Below are 14,645 nucleotides of genomic sequence, written 5' to 3' on the forward strand. Positions count from 1 at the left end.
GCCCAGGCTTGTGGTGATGACTGAACCTGATCCCAAGCCCCGACAGTACCATTTCGAGGCCATGGGTGGCCCCTGTGACCTGGCCGTATTTGGTGCTCCCGATAGCTTGTTGCAGCGACTGAAAGACGAAGTCGTCCGGCTGGAACAGCGTTATTCCCGTTACCGGCCAGACAGCCTGGTCAGTGATATTAACCGGAAGGCGGGTACCGCTCAGTCTGTTGATGCAGAGTGTGCAGGGTTGCTGAATTATGCCGACCATTGCTACCGGCTCAGCGACGGCGCTTTTGATGTCACGGCCGGTGCTCTGCGGCGGGCCTGGGATTTCAAGCAGCAACGCATCCCTGACCCGGCCGAGATAGCAGCGGCCCAGGCCGCTGTCGGTTGGGAGCGGGTCGAGTGGAACGGAGAGCAGTTACGGCTGGAACCCGGCATGGAACTCGACTTCGGTGGCATCGTGAAAGAGTTTGCTGCCGACCGCCTGGTGGCTCTGATGGCCGAAGCCGGATACCACGGCATGGCCAACCTGGCTGGCGACATTGCAGTAACCGGACCGAAGTCAGATGGCTGCCCCTGGATGTTGGGTGTAAGGGATCCGCGAGGTACTGGTCAGGCCATGGCCAGCGTTGCGCTGAACCAGGGTGGTTTGGCCAGCAGCGGGGATTACGAGCGGGGCTTTACCCATATGGGTGCGCGTTACAGCCATATTCTGAGCCCTCACACGGGTTGGCCGGTTACGGATGCACCGCGCTCTGTTACCGTGATCGCCGACCACTGTATTATGGCCGGCAGCCTGGCCACCATTGCCATGCTCAAAGGTAAAGATGCCGAAAGCTGGCTGGTGAAGCTGGAAGTACCTTTTTTACTATGTGATGCGGCTATGAATGTGTCTGGTACGCTGGTCACTCCTTAAACACTGTTAACTGCAAAAGCTCAAGGTTACTACCCGATGATTAAGCACCTGACCAGATTTTCGATGCTCTGTACTGTCATGCTGTTAAGCATGGCAACACTGGGTAATGCCGTTGCATCGGAGTTTTTACCGGTGAACGAAGCTTTCGAGTTAACCGTTGAGCGCAACGGCGACCAGTTGAAGTTGCACTGGGACATTGCCGATGAATACTACCTGTATCGGGATCAGCACAGGGTAAATACCCGTGATGGCGCTGAAGTGGGTGAAGGCCAGCTGTCTTTCAATGTATTGGAAAAGTACGACGATACGTTCAAGGAAATCATGCCGGTCTATTACAACACCATGTCGGCAGACTACGCGGTATTGGCCGATCAGGGTGTTATTGAAGTTGTCTATCAGGGTTGCGCCGATGCCGGCTTGTGTTACCCGCCCCAGACCCGGGTGTTTGATATTAATGGCGAGGCCATGGCCACACCGGTTGCAGGCACATCCACCACCACTGCAGATGGTTCAGCCCTCACTCGCAGCGCTTTTGACACCGAAGGGCAGGCAGGTTCCGATGTAGCCAGTCTGTCGCTGGCACTGGCGCTGGTATTCGCTCTGCTTGGTGGCATGGTCCTCAATCTCATGCCCTGTGTCTTTCCAGTGCTGTCGCTCAAGGCAATGCACCTGGCCCAGTGGGGGCAGGATACCCACCATTCGCGACTGCATGGTTGGATCTACACCCTGGGTGTGGTGCTCAGTTTTATGGCGGTTGCGGCTGTATTGTTGCTGTTGCGGCAGTTTGGAACCTGGGTGGGCTGGGGCTTTCAGCTACAGTCGCCGATCTTTGTTGCCGGCCTGATTATGCTGTTTTATGTCCTGGCACTGGCCATGGCCGGTTACGTTGAAGTTGGCCAGCGGTTAATGGGGGCCGGGCAAACCCTAACGCAGAAACCCGGTGCCTCCGGTACTTTCTTTACCGGCGTGCTGGCGACTCTGGTGGCCACGCCGTGCACGGCTCCCTTTATGGGGTCAGCAATTGGGTTTGCCCTGTTGCAACCGCCCGCCGTGGGGCTGCTGATTTTTGCGACCATGGGTTTTGGTATGGCCTTGCCCATATTGGCAATTACTTATTTGCCGGGCCTGGCACGCCGTCTGCCGAAGCCGGGTGCCTGGATGAACGTTTTCCGTCAATTGATGGCGTTTCCTCTGTTCGCCACGGTGCTCTGGCTGCTATGGGTATTGATTGAAATTCAAGGGACAACGGTGTTGTTGTCGGTGGGTATCGGTCTGATTCTATTGACCATGGCAATTTGGCCAGCGCTGGCTGTGACCTCGGGCAACGGGCTGATTGCTCGCTTCCTTAAGCGTGGCCTTCGGTTTGCTTTGGTGGCGATTGCCTTTGTGATGGTGTTCGACCAGCGCCAGCAGATTGATATCTGGCAGCCTTACGATGCTGCCATGCTCGACAGTTACCAGATGCTTGGTCAGCCCGTTTTTCTGGATGTTACGGCCGCCTGGTGCATCACCTGCAAGGCTAATGAGCGGGTGGCTTTGTCGGGTAACCGGTTCGAAGCGCTGGTCAAGAAACAGGGTGTCCAGCTGATGAAAGCCGACTGGACCAACCCCTCGCCTGAAGTCGATGCACTGATCGCACGCTTTGACCGCCAGGGCGTTCCTCTCTATGCTTACTTTCCCGGTGACGGTGGACCGGTGCAATTGTTGCCCCAGGTGTTAACGCCCGGGTTGATTGAGCGCACCTTTTCAGCATCCTGACGGTCGCCCGTTCCCGGGCGCGTGCTGTCGGCATCTGAAGATGCCAGGATCCACTCGCAACAGGGGCTTGCACGGCAGGCCCCCAACGCCACCGTACGGAGAGAGATACCCACACCGATGTTATTGCCAGGCATTATCGACATTGAAGCTTCCGGATTTGGGCGGGGCAGTTATCCGATCGAAATAGGGGTGGCAACGGAATCCGGCGAAGCGATGTCCTGGCTGGTTCGACCCGAGTCTGACTGGGATCACTGGGACGACAATGCAGCCCAGTTGCATGGGATTTCCCGGGAGCAACTGGTTCGGGACGGTTTGGGTGTCGATAGCATTGCCGACCATCTGAATGAAATGCTGGAAGGGCAGATTTTGTACAGTGACGGCTGGGGTTTCGATTCCGGTTGGCTGGCACTGTTGTATTATTGTGCCCGCCGGACCATGACGTTCCGGCTGGAAACCCTGCCACGCATACTTACCGAGTACCAGCTCTCGGTGTGGGATGACACCAAGTTGCGCATCCGGTCAGAGCACGCGCTCAGCCATCATCGGGCTGGTGAAGATGCCCGGTTGTTGCAGATGACTTATGAAACCACGGCGCTTATGGAATACCAGGCCCAGTTGAAACGTTCTTGAGTTTGACTCACTGCCGGGCCTCTTGAATCCGTCTGTTTCACCCCGATCTTGTCTGCATCAAATCCTGTTTTTCACGCCAACCCAAGCGAGCCCGATCATGTCTGTTGCACTTGCGATCAAGAATAAACTGGCGGCGCTGTCGCCCCGTCATCTGAGCGTCGATAACGAGAGTCATAAACATTCGGTGCCCGAGAACAGCGAAACCCATTTCCGGGTGGAGATTGTCAGCGAGGCGTTTGCAGGCGTGAGAGCAGTTCAGCGTCACCAGAAGGTCTACCAGTTACTTCAAGAAGAACTGGCCGGGCCCGTTCATGCGTTGGCCATTCACGCCTATGCGCCTGATGAGTGGCAGGGTGATGCCCCGGCTTCTCCCGATTGCCGGGGTGGTAGCCGCAACTAGGCGGGGCTGTTCAGCAGCAGATACAGGTCGGTCAAGATGTCCGGTATGTCATTGAACATCTGGCTGAGCAAGGTCTTGTTGCGGTATAACGGACGGTAGTCGGCTTCGACGGCAAAAAGCCCTGAGGCCACTTCGATCGGTAACAGCAAGGTGGCCAGATCGTCTTCACTGGAGTGAGTAAACCGGTCGGGCAGAGCAAAGACCACCTCCATAAAACCCACAGCCCAGGCCTGCATGTCCGAGTCTTCCCATTCTATGTCCGGCTCGAAACTGAGTGCGACCTGATCGTCGGAATAGAGCTCGTCTGAAATTTCCCGGTAGAGTGATACGCAGCTGTCAGCAAACTGCTGCGCTTCGGCTTCCGGCAAGTCGGACAGCGGTTGGCCGAGGGTGTCGTTTAGCCAGTCGTCCGACAGGGGCTCCTGAACGATTACCAGCGCAGTCAGGTAACCGTGCAGGCCGTGAATGTCGAGACAGTCCTCACTGCGGTGGTCGTCTTCCAGCCAGTCGGCCAGGGCATCCAGATCGGTCTCTGAGGTCATTGGGCAGGCTCCGTTGAGTTCAATGCAGGCAGTATACCGGGTTAGTGACCCGATTGAATACGCATCGCTGGTAGGTGAACGGCGGTAAGTCTCTGTTCGCAAACGGGTTTCCATGTTTGGCGAGGGCCGTTACAATGGCTCGGATTCTCCCCGTAGTTCAACTGGATAGAACGAGGCCCTCCTAAGGCTTAAATCCTGGTTCGAGTCCAGGCGGGGAGACCAGGATTATTGATGAGGAGTGGGTTCCTACCATTCGGTCGATACCACCCTCTGAATCGCCCAGTCCGTCTGGTCACACCGGTAACCCGGCGCAGTCAGCGGCTTCAGTCAATGGAAACGAGGTAGGGTATGTCTGATACACTGGCAATCATAGGCGGAACCGGTCTGACGCAGTTACCGGGGCTTACCATTTCCAACGCACACGATGTACAGACGCCTTATGGCTCACCGTCAGCCCCGATACTGGAAGGCGAGCTCAACGGCTATCGGGTTTTGTTTCTGGCCCGGCACGGGCACCCGCACCGTGTACCACCGCATCAGGTAAACTATCGCGCCAATTTGTGGGCGCTGCAGAATCTCTATGCGACCGATGTGATCGCCATTAACGCAGTGGGCGGCATTACCCGCAATATGACCAGTCAGGCGCTGGTGGTGCCGGTGCAGATTATCGACTACACACACGGCCGGGAATCGACCATTTTTGAAGGCGAGCTTTCTGGTGTAACTCATGTCGATTTCAGTTACCCCTATACGGAAAGCTTGCGTCAATTGCTGCTCAAATCGGCCAAGGAAGTGTCTGAGCCCGTGATTAACGGTGGGGTTTATGGTGCCACCCAGGGGCCGAGACTGGAAACGGTTGCCGAGATATTCCGCATGGAACAGGATGGCTGTGATCTTGTGGGCATGACCGGTATGCCTGAAGCAGCGCTCGCCCGGGAGCTGAAGTTACGCTACGCCAGCTTGTCGGTGGTGGTGAACCCGGCAGCAGGCAAGGGTGAAGGGGTTATTACCATCAAGGAAATTGACGAGAACCTGGCTGCGGGGATGGAGCGGGTAAAGCGCATCGTGGAGACGTCCGTCAATCGCTTCTATACTGAGTAATTAAGCGTCGGTAAATCGGTTTACGGATCGAGCATCGCATAAAAAAAGCCAGCAATTGCTGGCTTTTTTTATGGTCAGATCCAGGGTGGAAAGCGCGTTGGTCAGGGCGCTTCGCCTTCCGGCTCGTCGAATTCGAGCGGCACAATGTAGATCAGCAGACCCAGTTCCGGATTGTCAATGTAGTGCAGCTCGGTGCTGCGCATGCGCCGTCGCTGCTTCATCTCGATGCTTTCTGTGGCGACATAATACTGATTATTGTTTGACGTGATGATATCGGTATCGAAGACGTTGCTGCCCAGGGCGCTGGCTTCCTGGTCTAGGCTCAGCCCCGTGAAGGGCGTTGATTCGTCGGCTGGACCAGTGTTGGCGTTCTCGTCGATGAGTCGAAACGGGTTGTCAGTCTGAGCGTATCGGACCAGTTGCAGGTCGGTGTTGAGGTGCAGATAGCGTTCAACGTAAAGGTCCAGGTAGCCCTGTAGCTCGTGCTGGCTGCCATAGACATCGCCGGCGTCAATCCGAATAGGGACAATGTCGTTTCGTCCCGGAACCGGCTGTACCCAGCTCTGGTGATACAGCACCCGGTAATTACGGCTACTTTCCAGTGCTGCTTTTTCCTTTGCCAGGGTCCACTCGGGTTCGCTCAGTGGCCTGAACGGAATGGGCGATTGTTCGGCATTGCCGGAGCCTTCCGCTTGCTCATTACCGTCGGTGATTGCCACGGCCGGAGAGCGCCGCTCCAGGCTGGGATAGGTTGGCCAGCGTTCCGGGTTTTCCGGGCGACTGCCTGTGTGTTCGAAAATCAGCACTTCCACCTGAAACCAGCTGCCCTCGAATTCAGCAGCGGCGGGCAGAGAAATCAGGCCGGCCAGCAAGGTAATGCAAGTCGTTCGAAACGTCATGACGTGTCTCATTGGGGTTTCCTGCTGACCAGTGTGATGATTTCTTCAACCGTGTCAAACCTTGACGCAGGCGTCGGGCTGTCGGTAATAACATGCAGCATGGTGCCATTTTTCAATTTGAAACGGTGTGGCTGCGACTGAATCAGCTGGACCAGGGTAATTGGATCAATCGTGGTGTTTTTGCTGAACTCAATGGTGCCGCCGGACAAGCCGATATCAATACGTTGCACGCCCAGAGGTTCGAGCTTCTGTCGCAATTCAGTCACTTTAAAGAGATGGTTTACCGGTTCCGGCAATAAGCCGAAGCGGTCGATCATCTCGACCTGCAAATCGCGCAGTTGATCGGCATCTTCACTGGACGCGATGCGCTTGTAGAGGGTGAGGCGAGTGTTGATGTCGCCAATGTAATCGGCCGGGATCAGCGCCGGTATGCGCAGGTTGACCTCGACACCGGGGTTGTCCAGATCCTCCGGGTTGAACGTCTCGCCTCTCTGGATGGCCTTGACCGCCTTATTCAGCATGTCCATGTACAGCGAAAAGCCGATGCCTTCAATATGGCCGCTTTGCTCCTCGCCCAGCAACTCACCGGCACCGCGAATTTCCAGATCATGTGTAGCCAGAGTGAAGCCGGCCCCCAGGTCCTGGGCTTCGCCGATGGCTTCCAGTCGTTTCTGCGCATCCTTGGTCAGCGTTTTCCAGGGAGGCGTCATCATGTAGGCATAGGCCTGGTGGTGAGAGCGGCCAACTCGCCCCCGCAACTGGTGCAGCTGAGCCAGGCCGAACCGGTCAGCCCGCTCGATCAGTATGGTGTTGGCAGTAGGTACATCGATACCGGTTTCAATAATGGTTGTGCACAGCAGGACGTTGAACCGTTTGTGATAGAAGTCTGACATGATGCGTTCAAGCTGGCGTTCCGGCATCTGGCCATGGGCGGTCACAATCCGGGCTTCCGGTACCAGCTCGCGCAATGCCTGGGCGGTTCGCTCAATGGTGCTGACTTCATTGTACAGGTAATAAACCTGGCCACCGCGGAGGATCTCGCGCAGCAAGGCTTCCTTGACTTGGGCGTCATCGCGTTCGCGCACGAACGTTTTTACCGACAGGCGCCGTGCCGGAGGGGTGGCAATGATGCTCAGATCCCGTACCCCGGACATCGACATATTCAGGGTGCGCGGAATAGGGGTTGCCGTCAGGGTTAGGATGTCGACGTTGGCCCGCAGGGCTTTTATGCGTTCTTTCTGGGTGACACCAAAGCGATGTTCTTCATCGATGATCAACAATCCCAAGTCCTTAAAACGAATGTCTTTTTGCAACAACTTGTGGGTGCCGACCACAACATCGACCTTGCCGTCTGTGATGCCATCGATCACCGATTTGGTATCGCCTGTGTTTCGAAAGCGGCTGAGTACCTCGACTCGCACCGGCCAGTTGGCAAAACGGTCGTTGAAGTTCTCGTAATGTTGCTGGGCGAGCAGGGTGGTTGGTACCAGTATGGCGACCTGGCGCCCGGCGTTAGCGGCAATGAAGGCCGCGCGCATGGCGACTTCGGTCTTGCCGAAACCAACATCACCGCAGACCAGGCGGTCCATCGGCTGGGGGCGACGCATGTCTTTGATTACGGCGTCGATGGCGTCGGCCTGATCGTCTGTCGGTTCAAACCCGAAGCCGGCGCTGAACTGAGCGTACTCGGTTTCCTCGAACGGGAAGGAATGCCCCCGGCGGGCTTCTCGCGTGGCGTACAGGGCTAACAGTTCTGCGGCCGTATCGCGAATCTTTTCGGCAGCCTTGTGCTTGGTTTTGCTCCAGCGGTCATGCCCCAGCTTGTGCAGCGGCGCGCTGTCGGTATCGGCCCCGGAATACCGGCTGATCATATGCAGGTTGCTGACCGGCACGTAGAGATGGCTGCCTTCGGCATAGCTGAGTTTCAGAAATTCCTGGGCTTGTCCGTCAAGTTCGAGGGTTTCCAGGCCCTGGTAGCGGCCAACGCCGTGATCCAGGTGAACGACGGCGCTGCCCGGGTTCAGTTCGGTCAGGTTGCGAATAACCTGGTCGGATTGATCGGACTGAGCACGGTCTCTGCGCTTCTTCTGAACGACGTAATCGCCGAATAACTGGGGCTCGCTGATCAGGGTGGTGCCGGCATCGGTCAGCACCAGGCCCTGGCCCAGCGGCGCGACGGTCAGGCCAATGGCTGAATCGGAATGATCCAGGAATCCGGATACCGTATCGAAGGGTTCCGGCTTAATCCGGATGCGCCCAAGCAGCTCTTTGAGCGCTTCGCGCCTGCCCAGTGACTCGGCACAAAACAGTACCCGGTGACCGGTTTCCTTGAGAAAACATTCCAGGCGGTTCAGGGGTTCCTGAGCCCGGTGATCCACCGGGTAGTCAGCCGGCGGCTCGGTGCTCAGGTTCAGGTGTCCGCTTTGCTCGCGGACCGGAGCCGTGCTGAGCGATAGCCGCCGGAACTGGTTGAGCCGGGTGAATACTTCATCACTCGGCGTAAACAGCTCCCTCGGTGTCAAAATGGGTTGAGTAATGTCGTGGCGGCGATTTTCGTACCGGCTTTCAACTTCCTGCCAGAAGTGGTCCAGTTGACTGACCAGAGTTGACTGGTGGGCAACCAGTGCATGCTCAGGCAGGTAATCCCAAAATGAATCGGTACGCTCATAAAACAGGGGCAGGAAATATTCTATGCCACCCGGAGCAATGCCTTCGCTGACTTCGGTATAGGTCCGGCAGCGGGAGAAGTCGGCAGCAAAGCGTTCCCGGAAAGCTTGCCGGAACCGGGCAATGCCGGTCTCTGTCAGTGGCACTTCCCGCCCCGGCAACAGGGTGATGCGTTGGATGGGCTCGCCCGAACGCTGCGTTTCCGGATCGAAGTACCGGATTGACTCGATGTCTTCATCGAACAGGTCAACGCGAACCGGCTGTTCAGAACCCATCGGAAAAATGTCTAGAATCGAGCCCCTGACTGCAAACTCGCCGTGCTGGTATACGGTGTCGGTGGCCCGGTAGCCTGCTGATTCCAGTTGCCGGCGCTGCTGGGCGATGTCGATGGTCTGGCCCAGATGCCAGTCAAAGGCCGTGCCGATAATGGCTTCTTTGGGCGCCAGCCGGTGACTGAGGTTGGCGGCACTGGCAATGCAGATCACTCTCGGGTTCTTTGCCAGCGCATTAAGCACGCTGAGTCGATCCGAAATGATGTCTTCATGCGGTGAAAAGTTATCGTAAGGCAGGGTTTCCCAGTCCGGGAATACCAGAATATCCCAGGTGTCTGTTCCTTTGAATACCGTCAACTCCTGCGCCAGACGGTCGACATCGGCCGGTGTATCGGCAATGAGCAACAGGGTGCCGTCGTGGTGTTTCATGACGTGAGCGAGGTACCAGCCCGTGGCGGCACCGTTGATCTGGCCGATGTGACGGTGATCACCGGGCTTCAGGGGGATATTCAGCGAAGGGTTGTACATGGGCTAGGGTTATCAAATCAGTCGGAACAGGGCGCGAATGCTAGCAGACTTGGTTGGCAGCGCCCAGCGCTGTAGCGAGCCAATCAGCCTGTCAGGCCCGGTTTTATGGGAAGTCGGCAAAAAAAGGAATCTCATACTATGGTAGCCATCCAAACCACTGATCTTTATACTTATGCACGATTTTTTGGGGTGGGTTTGCCGTCGTGCCGACATTGTGTCGTATTGGGCATTAATCGGTTCGGATTTGGTCAGCCTGAAAGCAATATTTGGTTTGTGTCGTTAACCCGTGGGCCGTGCGGACCCGGTATGGCGGCGCTAATCATTGGACAGAGCACACTATGATAACGATCAAGAAAGGGCTCGACTTGCCCATTTCCGGCGCTCCGCGTCAGGAAATTTCGGATGGTCAGCCGGTCAACACAGTGGCTTTGGTCGGTTACGACTACAACGGGATGAAACCGACCATGTTGGTAAAGGAGGGTGACCGGGTCAAGCTGGGTCAAGCCGTCTTCACCGACAAGAAAAACGAAGGGGTTGTCTACACGGCTCCGGCTTCCGGCCTGGTTATGGCCATCAATCGCGGTGCGCGCCGTCTGTTCCAGTCTCTGGTTATCGAGCTCGATGGCGACGATCATGAGCAGTTCGAGGCAACTCCGGCAGATCAGTTCAGTTCGCTGAGCACTGAAGCGTTGCGTGAAACTCTGGTAAAATCAGGCGCCTGGACCGCTTTTCGGACACGGCCCTATTCCAAGGTGCCCGCCATCGATTCCGAGCCGACAGCCATTTTTGTACAGGCGATGGATACCAACCCGCTGGCGGCTGATCCGGCAGCGGTGATTGCGACCGATACCGACGCTTTTACTCAGGGCCTGGCACTGCTGACCAAGCTCACTCAGGGCAAGGTGTGGGTTTGCAAGGCGCCGGGCAGTCAGATTCCTACGGCTGAAGGGGTTTCCGTTGAAGAATTCGGCGGTGTCCACCCGGCTGGCAATGCTGGTACTCATATCCACTTCCTCGAACCTGTGCACGCTGGCAAAGTCGTATGGACCATTGGTTATCAGGAAGTGATTGCCCTGGCCAAATTGATTGTTACCGGTGTACTGCCAACCGACCGTATCGTCGCGCTGGCCGGTCCTCAGGTGAAAGAACCCCGCCTGGTTCGGACACGTCTGGGCGCATCCCTGGTCGAACTGACCCGTGATGAGTTGAAGGAAGGTGAGAACCGCCTGATTTCCGGCTCGGTATTTGGGGGTCGTGGTGGGCTTGAAGAAGCCGCCTATCTCGGTCGCTATCACACTCAGGTCAGTGTGTTGGCCGAAGGTCGCGCACGCCCGATTTTGCATTACCTGCATGCCGGTAAAAACCGCCATTCGATACTGAACATTTATTTGTCCAAGCTGATGCGCGGAAAAACCTTCGATTTCAATACCACCACTAATGGCTCTGAACGGGCAATGGTTCCGGTGGGGCAGTATGAGAAGGTGATGCCTCTGGATATTCTGCCAACTCAGCTGCTGCGTGCGCTGATTGTGGGCGATCTGGATTCGGCGGAAAAGCTGGGCGCATTGGAGCTGGATGAAGAAGATCTGGCGCTGTGCACCTATGTATGTGCCGGCAAGTATGAATATGGCCCGATCCTGCGGGAAAATCTGACTCGCATCGAGCTGGAGGGGTAAGGCATGGGTTTACGTACAACGCTAGACAATATGGCGCCGCTGTTTGAAAAAGGCGGCAAGTATGAAAAGTGGTATGCGCTTTATGAAGCGGTAGATACCATTTTCTATATGCCCAACTCCGTTACCCGCACCACGGCTCACGTGCGTGATGGTATGGACCTGAAACGCATCATGATTACCGTATGGCTGTGCACCTTTCCAGCCATGATCTGGGGGATGTGGAACCTTGGCTTCCAGGCCAACACCGCCATCGAAGCAGGCATGGCCGTCAATGACGGCTGGCGCGAAGCGCTGATCAGCCTTTTTGCCGGTCACGATCCTGCTAGCATCTGGGATAATCTGATCTACGGGGCGGCTTATTTTGTCCCCATCTATGCGGTTACGTTCATTGTGGGCGGCTTCTGGGAAGTAACCTTCGCCATGGTGCGTGGCCACGAAGTCAACGAAGGCTTCTTCGTGACGTCGGTACTGTTCGCCCTGATCTGTCCGCCAACGCTGCCTTTATGGGCAGTTGCGCTGGGTATCACTTTCGGTGTGGTGGTCGGCAAGGAAATCTTTGGCGGCACGGGCAAAAACTTCCTGAACCCGGCACTGACCGGACGTGCGTTCTTGTACTTTGCGTACCCGGCAAGCATGTCGGGCGATGCGGTATGGACAGCCGTTGATGGCTTCTCGGGCGCAACGGCGCTGAGCTACGCGTTCAGCAACGGCCTGGTAGACGGCATGCTTGGCAGCCTGACCTGGTTGGACGCCTTTCTGGGTATTCAGCAGGGCTCTGTTGGTGAAGTTTCCACGCTGATGATTCTGCTTGGTGGCGCGGTATTGCTGATAATGGGTATTGCCAGCTGGCGGATTGTACTGGGTACGCTGGTGGGCATGATCTTGTTGTCGAGCCTGTTCAATCTGATCGGGTCTGACACCAACCCCATGTTCGGTCTGCCCTGGTACTGGCATCTTGTGATTGGTGGTTTTGCCTTTGGCATGATGTTCATGGCCACCGACCCGGTTTCGAGCTCCATGACCAATACCGGTAAAATCTGGTTCGGCATTCTGATCGGCGTAATGACGGTGTTGATTCGCGTTGTTAACCCGGCCTTCCCGGAAGGCATTATGCTGGCCATTTTGTTCGCCAATATTTTTGCACCGACCATCGACTACTTCGTGGTTGAGCGAAACATCAAACGGAGGCTTGCTCGTGTCCAGTAACAAAGACTCCATCACCAATGTTCTCAAGGTTGCCTTGCTGGTATGTCTGGCCTGCGCAATCGTCGTTTCTACTGCTGCTGTAGCGTTAAGACCGATACAGCAGGAAAACCGTCAGTTGGACTTGCGTCGCAACATTCTGGCAGCGGCTGGCCTGCTGCAGGATGGGGTGTCGGTTCAGGAGCAGTTCGAACAGGTGGACACCCGCCTGATCAACCTGGAAACCGGTGAGTTCTCAGACGAATTCGATACCGAGACCTATGAACCGCGTGATGCCATTCGGGACCCGGCCCTGTCCGAAGCCATCCCGGCCTCAGAAGATATTGCCGGTATCAAGCGTCGGGAGCAGTACACTGAGGTGTACCTGATCAACGACAGTGAAGGGCAGTTGCAAACGCTGATTCTGCCTGTACGCGGCTATGGCCTGTGGTCGACATTGTGGGGCTTTATCGCCCTGGACAGTGACCTCAACACAGTCCGTGGTTTCGGGTTCTATGAGCATGCTGAAACACCGGGGCTGGGTGGCGAAGTTGACAACCCCAACTGGAAAGAGCAGTTCATCGGCAAAGAAGTTTATGGCGATCAGGGCAGCGTTGAATTAGCCGTTAAGAAAGGCTCGGTCAACCGCAGCAACGAAATGGAGGCGACGCACATGGTCGACGGCCTGAGCGGCGCAACGCTGACCAGCCGCGGCGTTACCAGCCTGATTCAATACTGGCTCGGCGAGCGTGGGTTCAAGCCTTTTCTTACTAAACTTGAAGCGGGAGAAGCCTGATCATGTCTGAGACACGTAAGGTATTACTGGCACCTATTTTTGCCAACAATCCCATTGCCCTGCAAATCCTCGGGATTTGCTCTGCACTCGCGGTCACCACCAGTGTGAACGTCACCATTGTGATGTGTATAGCACTGACGTCGGTCACGGCGTTTTCAAATCTCTTTATCTCGATGATTCGTAATCAGATTCCGAGCAGCATCCGGATCATTGTGCAAATGACCATTATCGCCTCGCTGGTTATCGTGGTTGATCAGATCTTGAAGGCCTACGCGTTCGAAATGTCGAAGCAACTGTCTGTCTTCATCGGTCTTATCATCACCAACTGCATTGTGATGGGGCGTGCGGAAGCCTTTGCCATGCAGAATCCGCCGGGCATGAGCTTTATCGATGGTGTTGGTAATGGCCTGGGCTACAGCGTTGTGCTGCTGTTTGTTGCGGTCATTCGTGAGTTTCTTGGTGCCGGCAGCTTGTTCGGTGTGGAAATTCTGGCGACGGTGAACAATGGTGGCTGGTATATTCCAAACGGTCTGCTGCTATTGCCGCCCAGTGCCTTCTTTATTATCGGCGGTTTTATCTGGGTTCTGCGTACGGTTTACAAGGACCAGGTTGAGGAAAATGAATTTACCATGAAAGCACACGTCAAGAAGGAGGCCATGTAATGGAAGCATTAATTAGCCTCTTTATTCGCGCAGTTTTTGTTGAAAACATGGCTCTGGCGTTCTTTTTGGGAATGTGTACGTTCCTGGCGTTGTCCAAGAAAGTGTCTGCGGCGATTGGTCTCGGTATTGCGGTTATCGTTGTGCAGACCATTACGGTGCCGGTCAACAATCTGTTGTTTAACTTCGTGTTACGCGAAGGTGCGCTGGCATGGGCGGGCTTTCCCGATGCCGACCTGAGTTTCCTGGGTTACCTGAGCTACATAGGTGTTATTGCGGCCATTGTTCAGATTCTGGAAATGGTGCTCGATAAATATTTTCCGGCTCTGTACAACGCCCTGGGTGTGTTTTTGCCACTGATCACCGTGAACTGCGCCATCCTGGGTGCATCCCTGTTCATGGTAGAGCGTGACTACACCTTCAGTGAATCCGTTGTTTATGGCATTGGAGCCGGTGTCGGCTGGGCGCTTGCGATTCTCGCACTCGCGGGTATTCGCGAGAAGCTGAAGTACAGTGATGTACCAGCAGGTTTGCGTGGACTGGGTATCACTTTTGTCACCGTTGGCCTGATGTCTCTTGGCTTTATGTCGTTCTCGGGCGTTTCCCTGTAACCGGTAAGGAATGA

At 55.9% G+C, this 14,645-nt stretch carries 13 protein-coding genes and 1 tRNA gene; 11 read left to right on the forward strand and 3 right to left on the reverse strand.

What is annotated here, in order from left to right:
- The first annotated feature begins 16 nt into the window (after nt 1-16).
- The 4 genes from ABJT94_RS10460 to ABJT94_RS10475 all read left to right on the forward strand — a co-directional run bounded on the left by ABJT94_RS10460 (nt 17) and on the right by ABJT94_RS10475 (nt 3,698).
- A complete protein-coding gene (locus ABJT94_RS10460; RefSeq protein ID WP_348475399.1) occupies nt 17-910 on the forward strand; it encodes an FAD:protein FMN transferase in 894 nt (297 codons plus the stop codon).
- Between the two features lie 36 nt (nt 911-946).
- Complete coding sequence (locus tag ABJT94_RS10465; RefSeq protein WP_348475398.1) at nt 947-2,668, forward strand: protein-disulfide reductase DsbD; 1,722 nt, start codon at nt 947-949, stop codon at nt 2,666-2,668.
- Nucleotides 2,669-2,785: 117 nt separating this feature from the next.
- Nucleotides 2,786-3,298 carry a hypothetical protein gene (locus ABJT94_RS10470; RefSeq protein ID WP_348475397.1) on the forward strand — a complete coding sequence of 171 codons (513 nt, stop codon included), beginning with the start codon at nt 2,786-2,788 and terminating at the stop codon, nt 3,296-3,298.
- A 97-nt stretch (nt 3,299-3,395) separates the two neighbouring features.
- Nucleotides 3,396-3,698 (forward strand): BolA family protein, encoded by a 303-nt coding sequence (locus ABJT94_RS10475; RefSeq protein WP_348475396.1) that lies wholly within the window; start codon nt 3,396-3,398, stop codon nt 3,696-3,698.
- Here ABJT94_RS10475 and ABJT94_RS10480 read toward each other — a convergent pair.
- Nucleotides 3,695-4,240, reverse strand: a complete 546-nt coding sequence (locus ABJT94_RS10480) for a YecA family protein (protein ID WP_348475395.1) — start codon at nt 4,238-4,240, stop codon at nt 3,695-3,697. The two genes, ABJT94_RS10475 and ABJT94_RS10480, sit on opposite strands and share 4 nt — an antisense overlap.
- 146 nt (nt 4,241-4,386) lie before the next feature.
- On the opposite strand from ABJT94_RS10480, the gene ABJT94_RS10485 reads away from it, so the two are divergent.
- Together ABJT94_RS10485 and ABJT94_RS10490 are read left to right on the forward strand one after the other, a co-directional pair.
- Nucleotides 4,387-4,462 (forward strand) — tRNA-Arg (locus tag ABJT94_RS10485).
- A 126-nt stretch (nt 4,463-4,588) separates the two neighbouring features.
- The gene (locus ABJT94_RS10490) at nt 4,589-5,341 is read left to right on the forward strand and encodes an S-methyl-5'-thioinosine phosphorylase (RefSeq protein ID WP_348475394.1); all 753 of its coding nucleotides are present in this window, start codon (nt 4,589-4,591) and stop codon (nt 5,339-5,341) included.
- A gap of 101 nt (nt 5,342-5,442) precedes the next feature.
- Here the strand turns inward: ABJT94_RS10490 and ABJT94_RS10495 are convergent, their stop codons facing one another.
- Both ABJT94_RS10495 and mfd read right to left on the reverse strand, forming a co-directional pair.
- Nucleotides 5,443-6,240: a CsiV family protein gene (locus ABJT94_RS10495; RefSeq protein WP_348475393.1), complete on the reverse strand. Its 798-nt coding sequence runs from the start codon at nt 6,238-6,240 to the stop codon at nt 5,443-5,445.
- A gap of 8 nt (nt 6,241-6,248) precedes the next feature.
- Nucleotides 6,249-9,707: a transcription-repair coupling factor gene (mfd, locus tag ABJT94_RS10500; protein ID WP_348475392.1), complete on the reverse strand. Its 3,459-nt coding sequence runs from the start codon at nt 9,705-9,707 to the stop codon at nt 6,249-6,251.
- Between the two features lie 338 nt (nt 9,708-10,045).
- Here mfd and ABJT94_RS10505 point away from each other — a divergent pair, with 338 nt between their 5' ends.
- From ABJT94_RS10505 to nqrE, 5 genes are read left to right on the forward strand one after another with little or no spacing between them, the layout of a single operon-like run.
- A complete protein-coding gene (locus ABJT94_RS10505; protein WP_348475391.1) occupies nt 10,046-11,383 on the forward strand; it encodes a Na(+)-translocating NADH-quinone reductase subunit A in 1,338 nt (445 codons plus the stop codon).
- A 3-nt stretch (nt 11,384-11,386) separates the two neighbouring features.
- Entirely contained in the window at nt 11,387-12,589 is a 1,203-nt protein-coding gene (locus ABJT94_RS10510; protein WP_348475390.1) for an NADH:ubiquinone reductase (Na(+)-transporting) subunit B, read from the forward strand.
- Nucleotides 12,579-13,361 carry a Na(+)-translocating NADH-quinone reductase subunit C gene (locus ABJT94_RS10515; RefSeq protein ID WP_348475389.1) on the forward strand — a complete coding sequence of 261 codons (783 nt, stop codon included), beginning with the start codon at nt 12,579-12,581 and terminating at the stop codon, nt 13,359-13,361. The genes ABJT94_RS10510 and ABJT94_RS10515 overlap by 11 nt, the downstream gene beginning before the upstream one ends.
- Nucleotides 13,362-13,363: 2 nt before the next feature.
- Complete coding sequence (locus ABJT94_RS10520; protein WP_348475388.1) at nt 13,364-14,023, forward strand: NADH:ubiquinone reductase (Na(+)-transporting) subunit D; 660 nt, start codon at nt 13,364-13,366, stop codon at nt 14,021-14,023.
- Nucleotides 14,023-14,631, forward strand: a complete 609-nt coding sequence (gene nqrE / locus ABJT94_RS10525) for an NADH:ubiquinone reductase (Na(+)-transporting) subunit E (RefSeq protein WP_127555279.1) — start codon at nt 14,023-14,025, stop codon at nt 14,629-14,631. Before ABJT94_RS10520 ends, nqrE begins: the two co-directional genes overlap by 1 nt.
- The last annotated feature ends 14 nt before the right edge of the window (nt 14,632-14,645 follow it).

The sequence above is a fragment of the Saccharospirillum sp. genome, from assembly GCF_039982735.1.
Taxonomy (GTDB): domain Bacteria; phylum Pseudomonadota; class Gammaproteobacteria; order Pseudomonadales; family Natronospirillaceae; genus Saccharospirillum.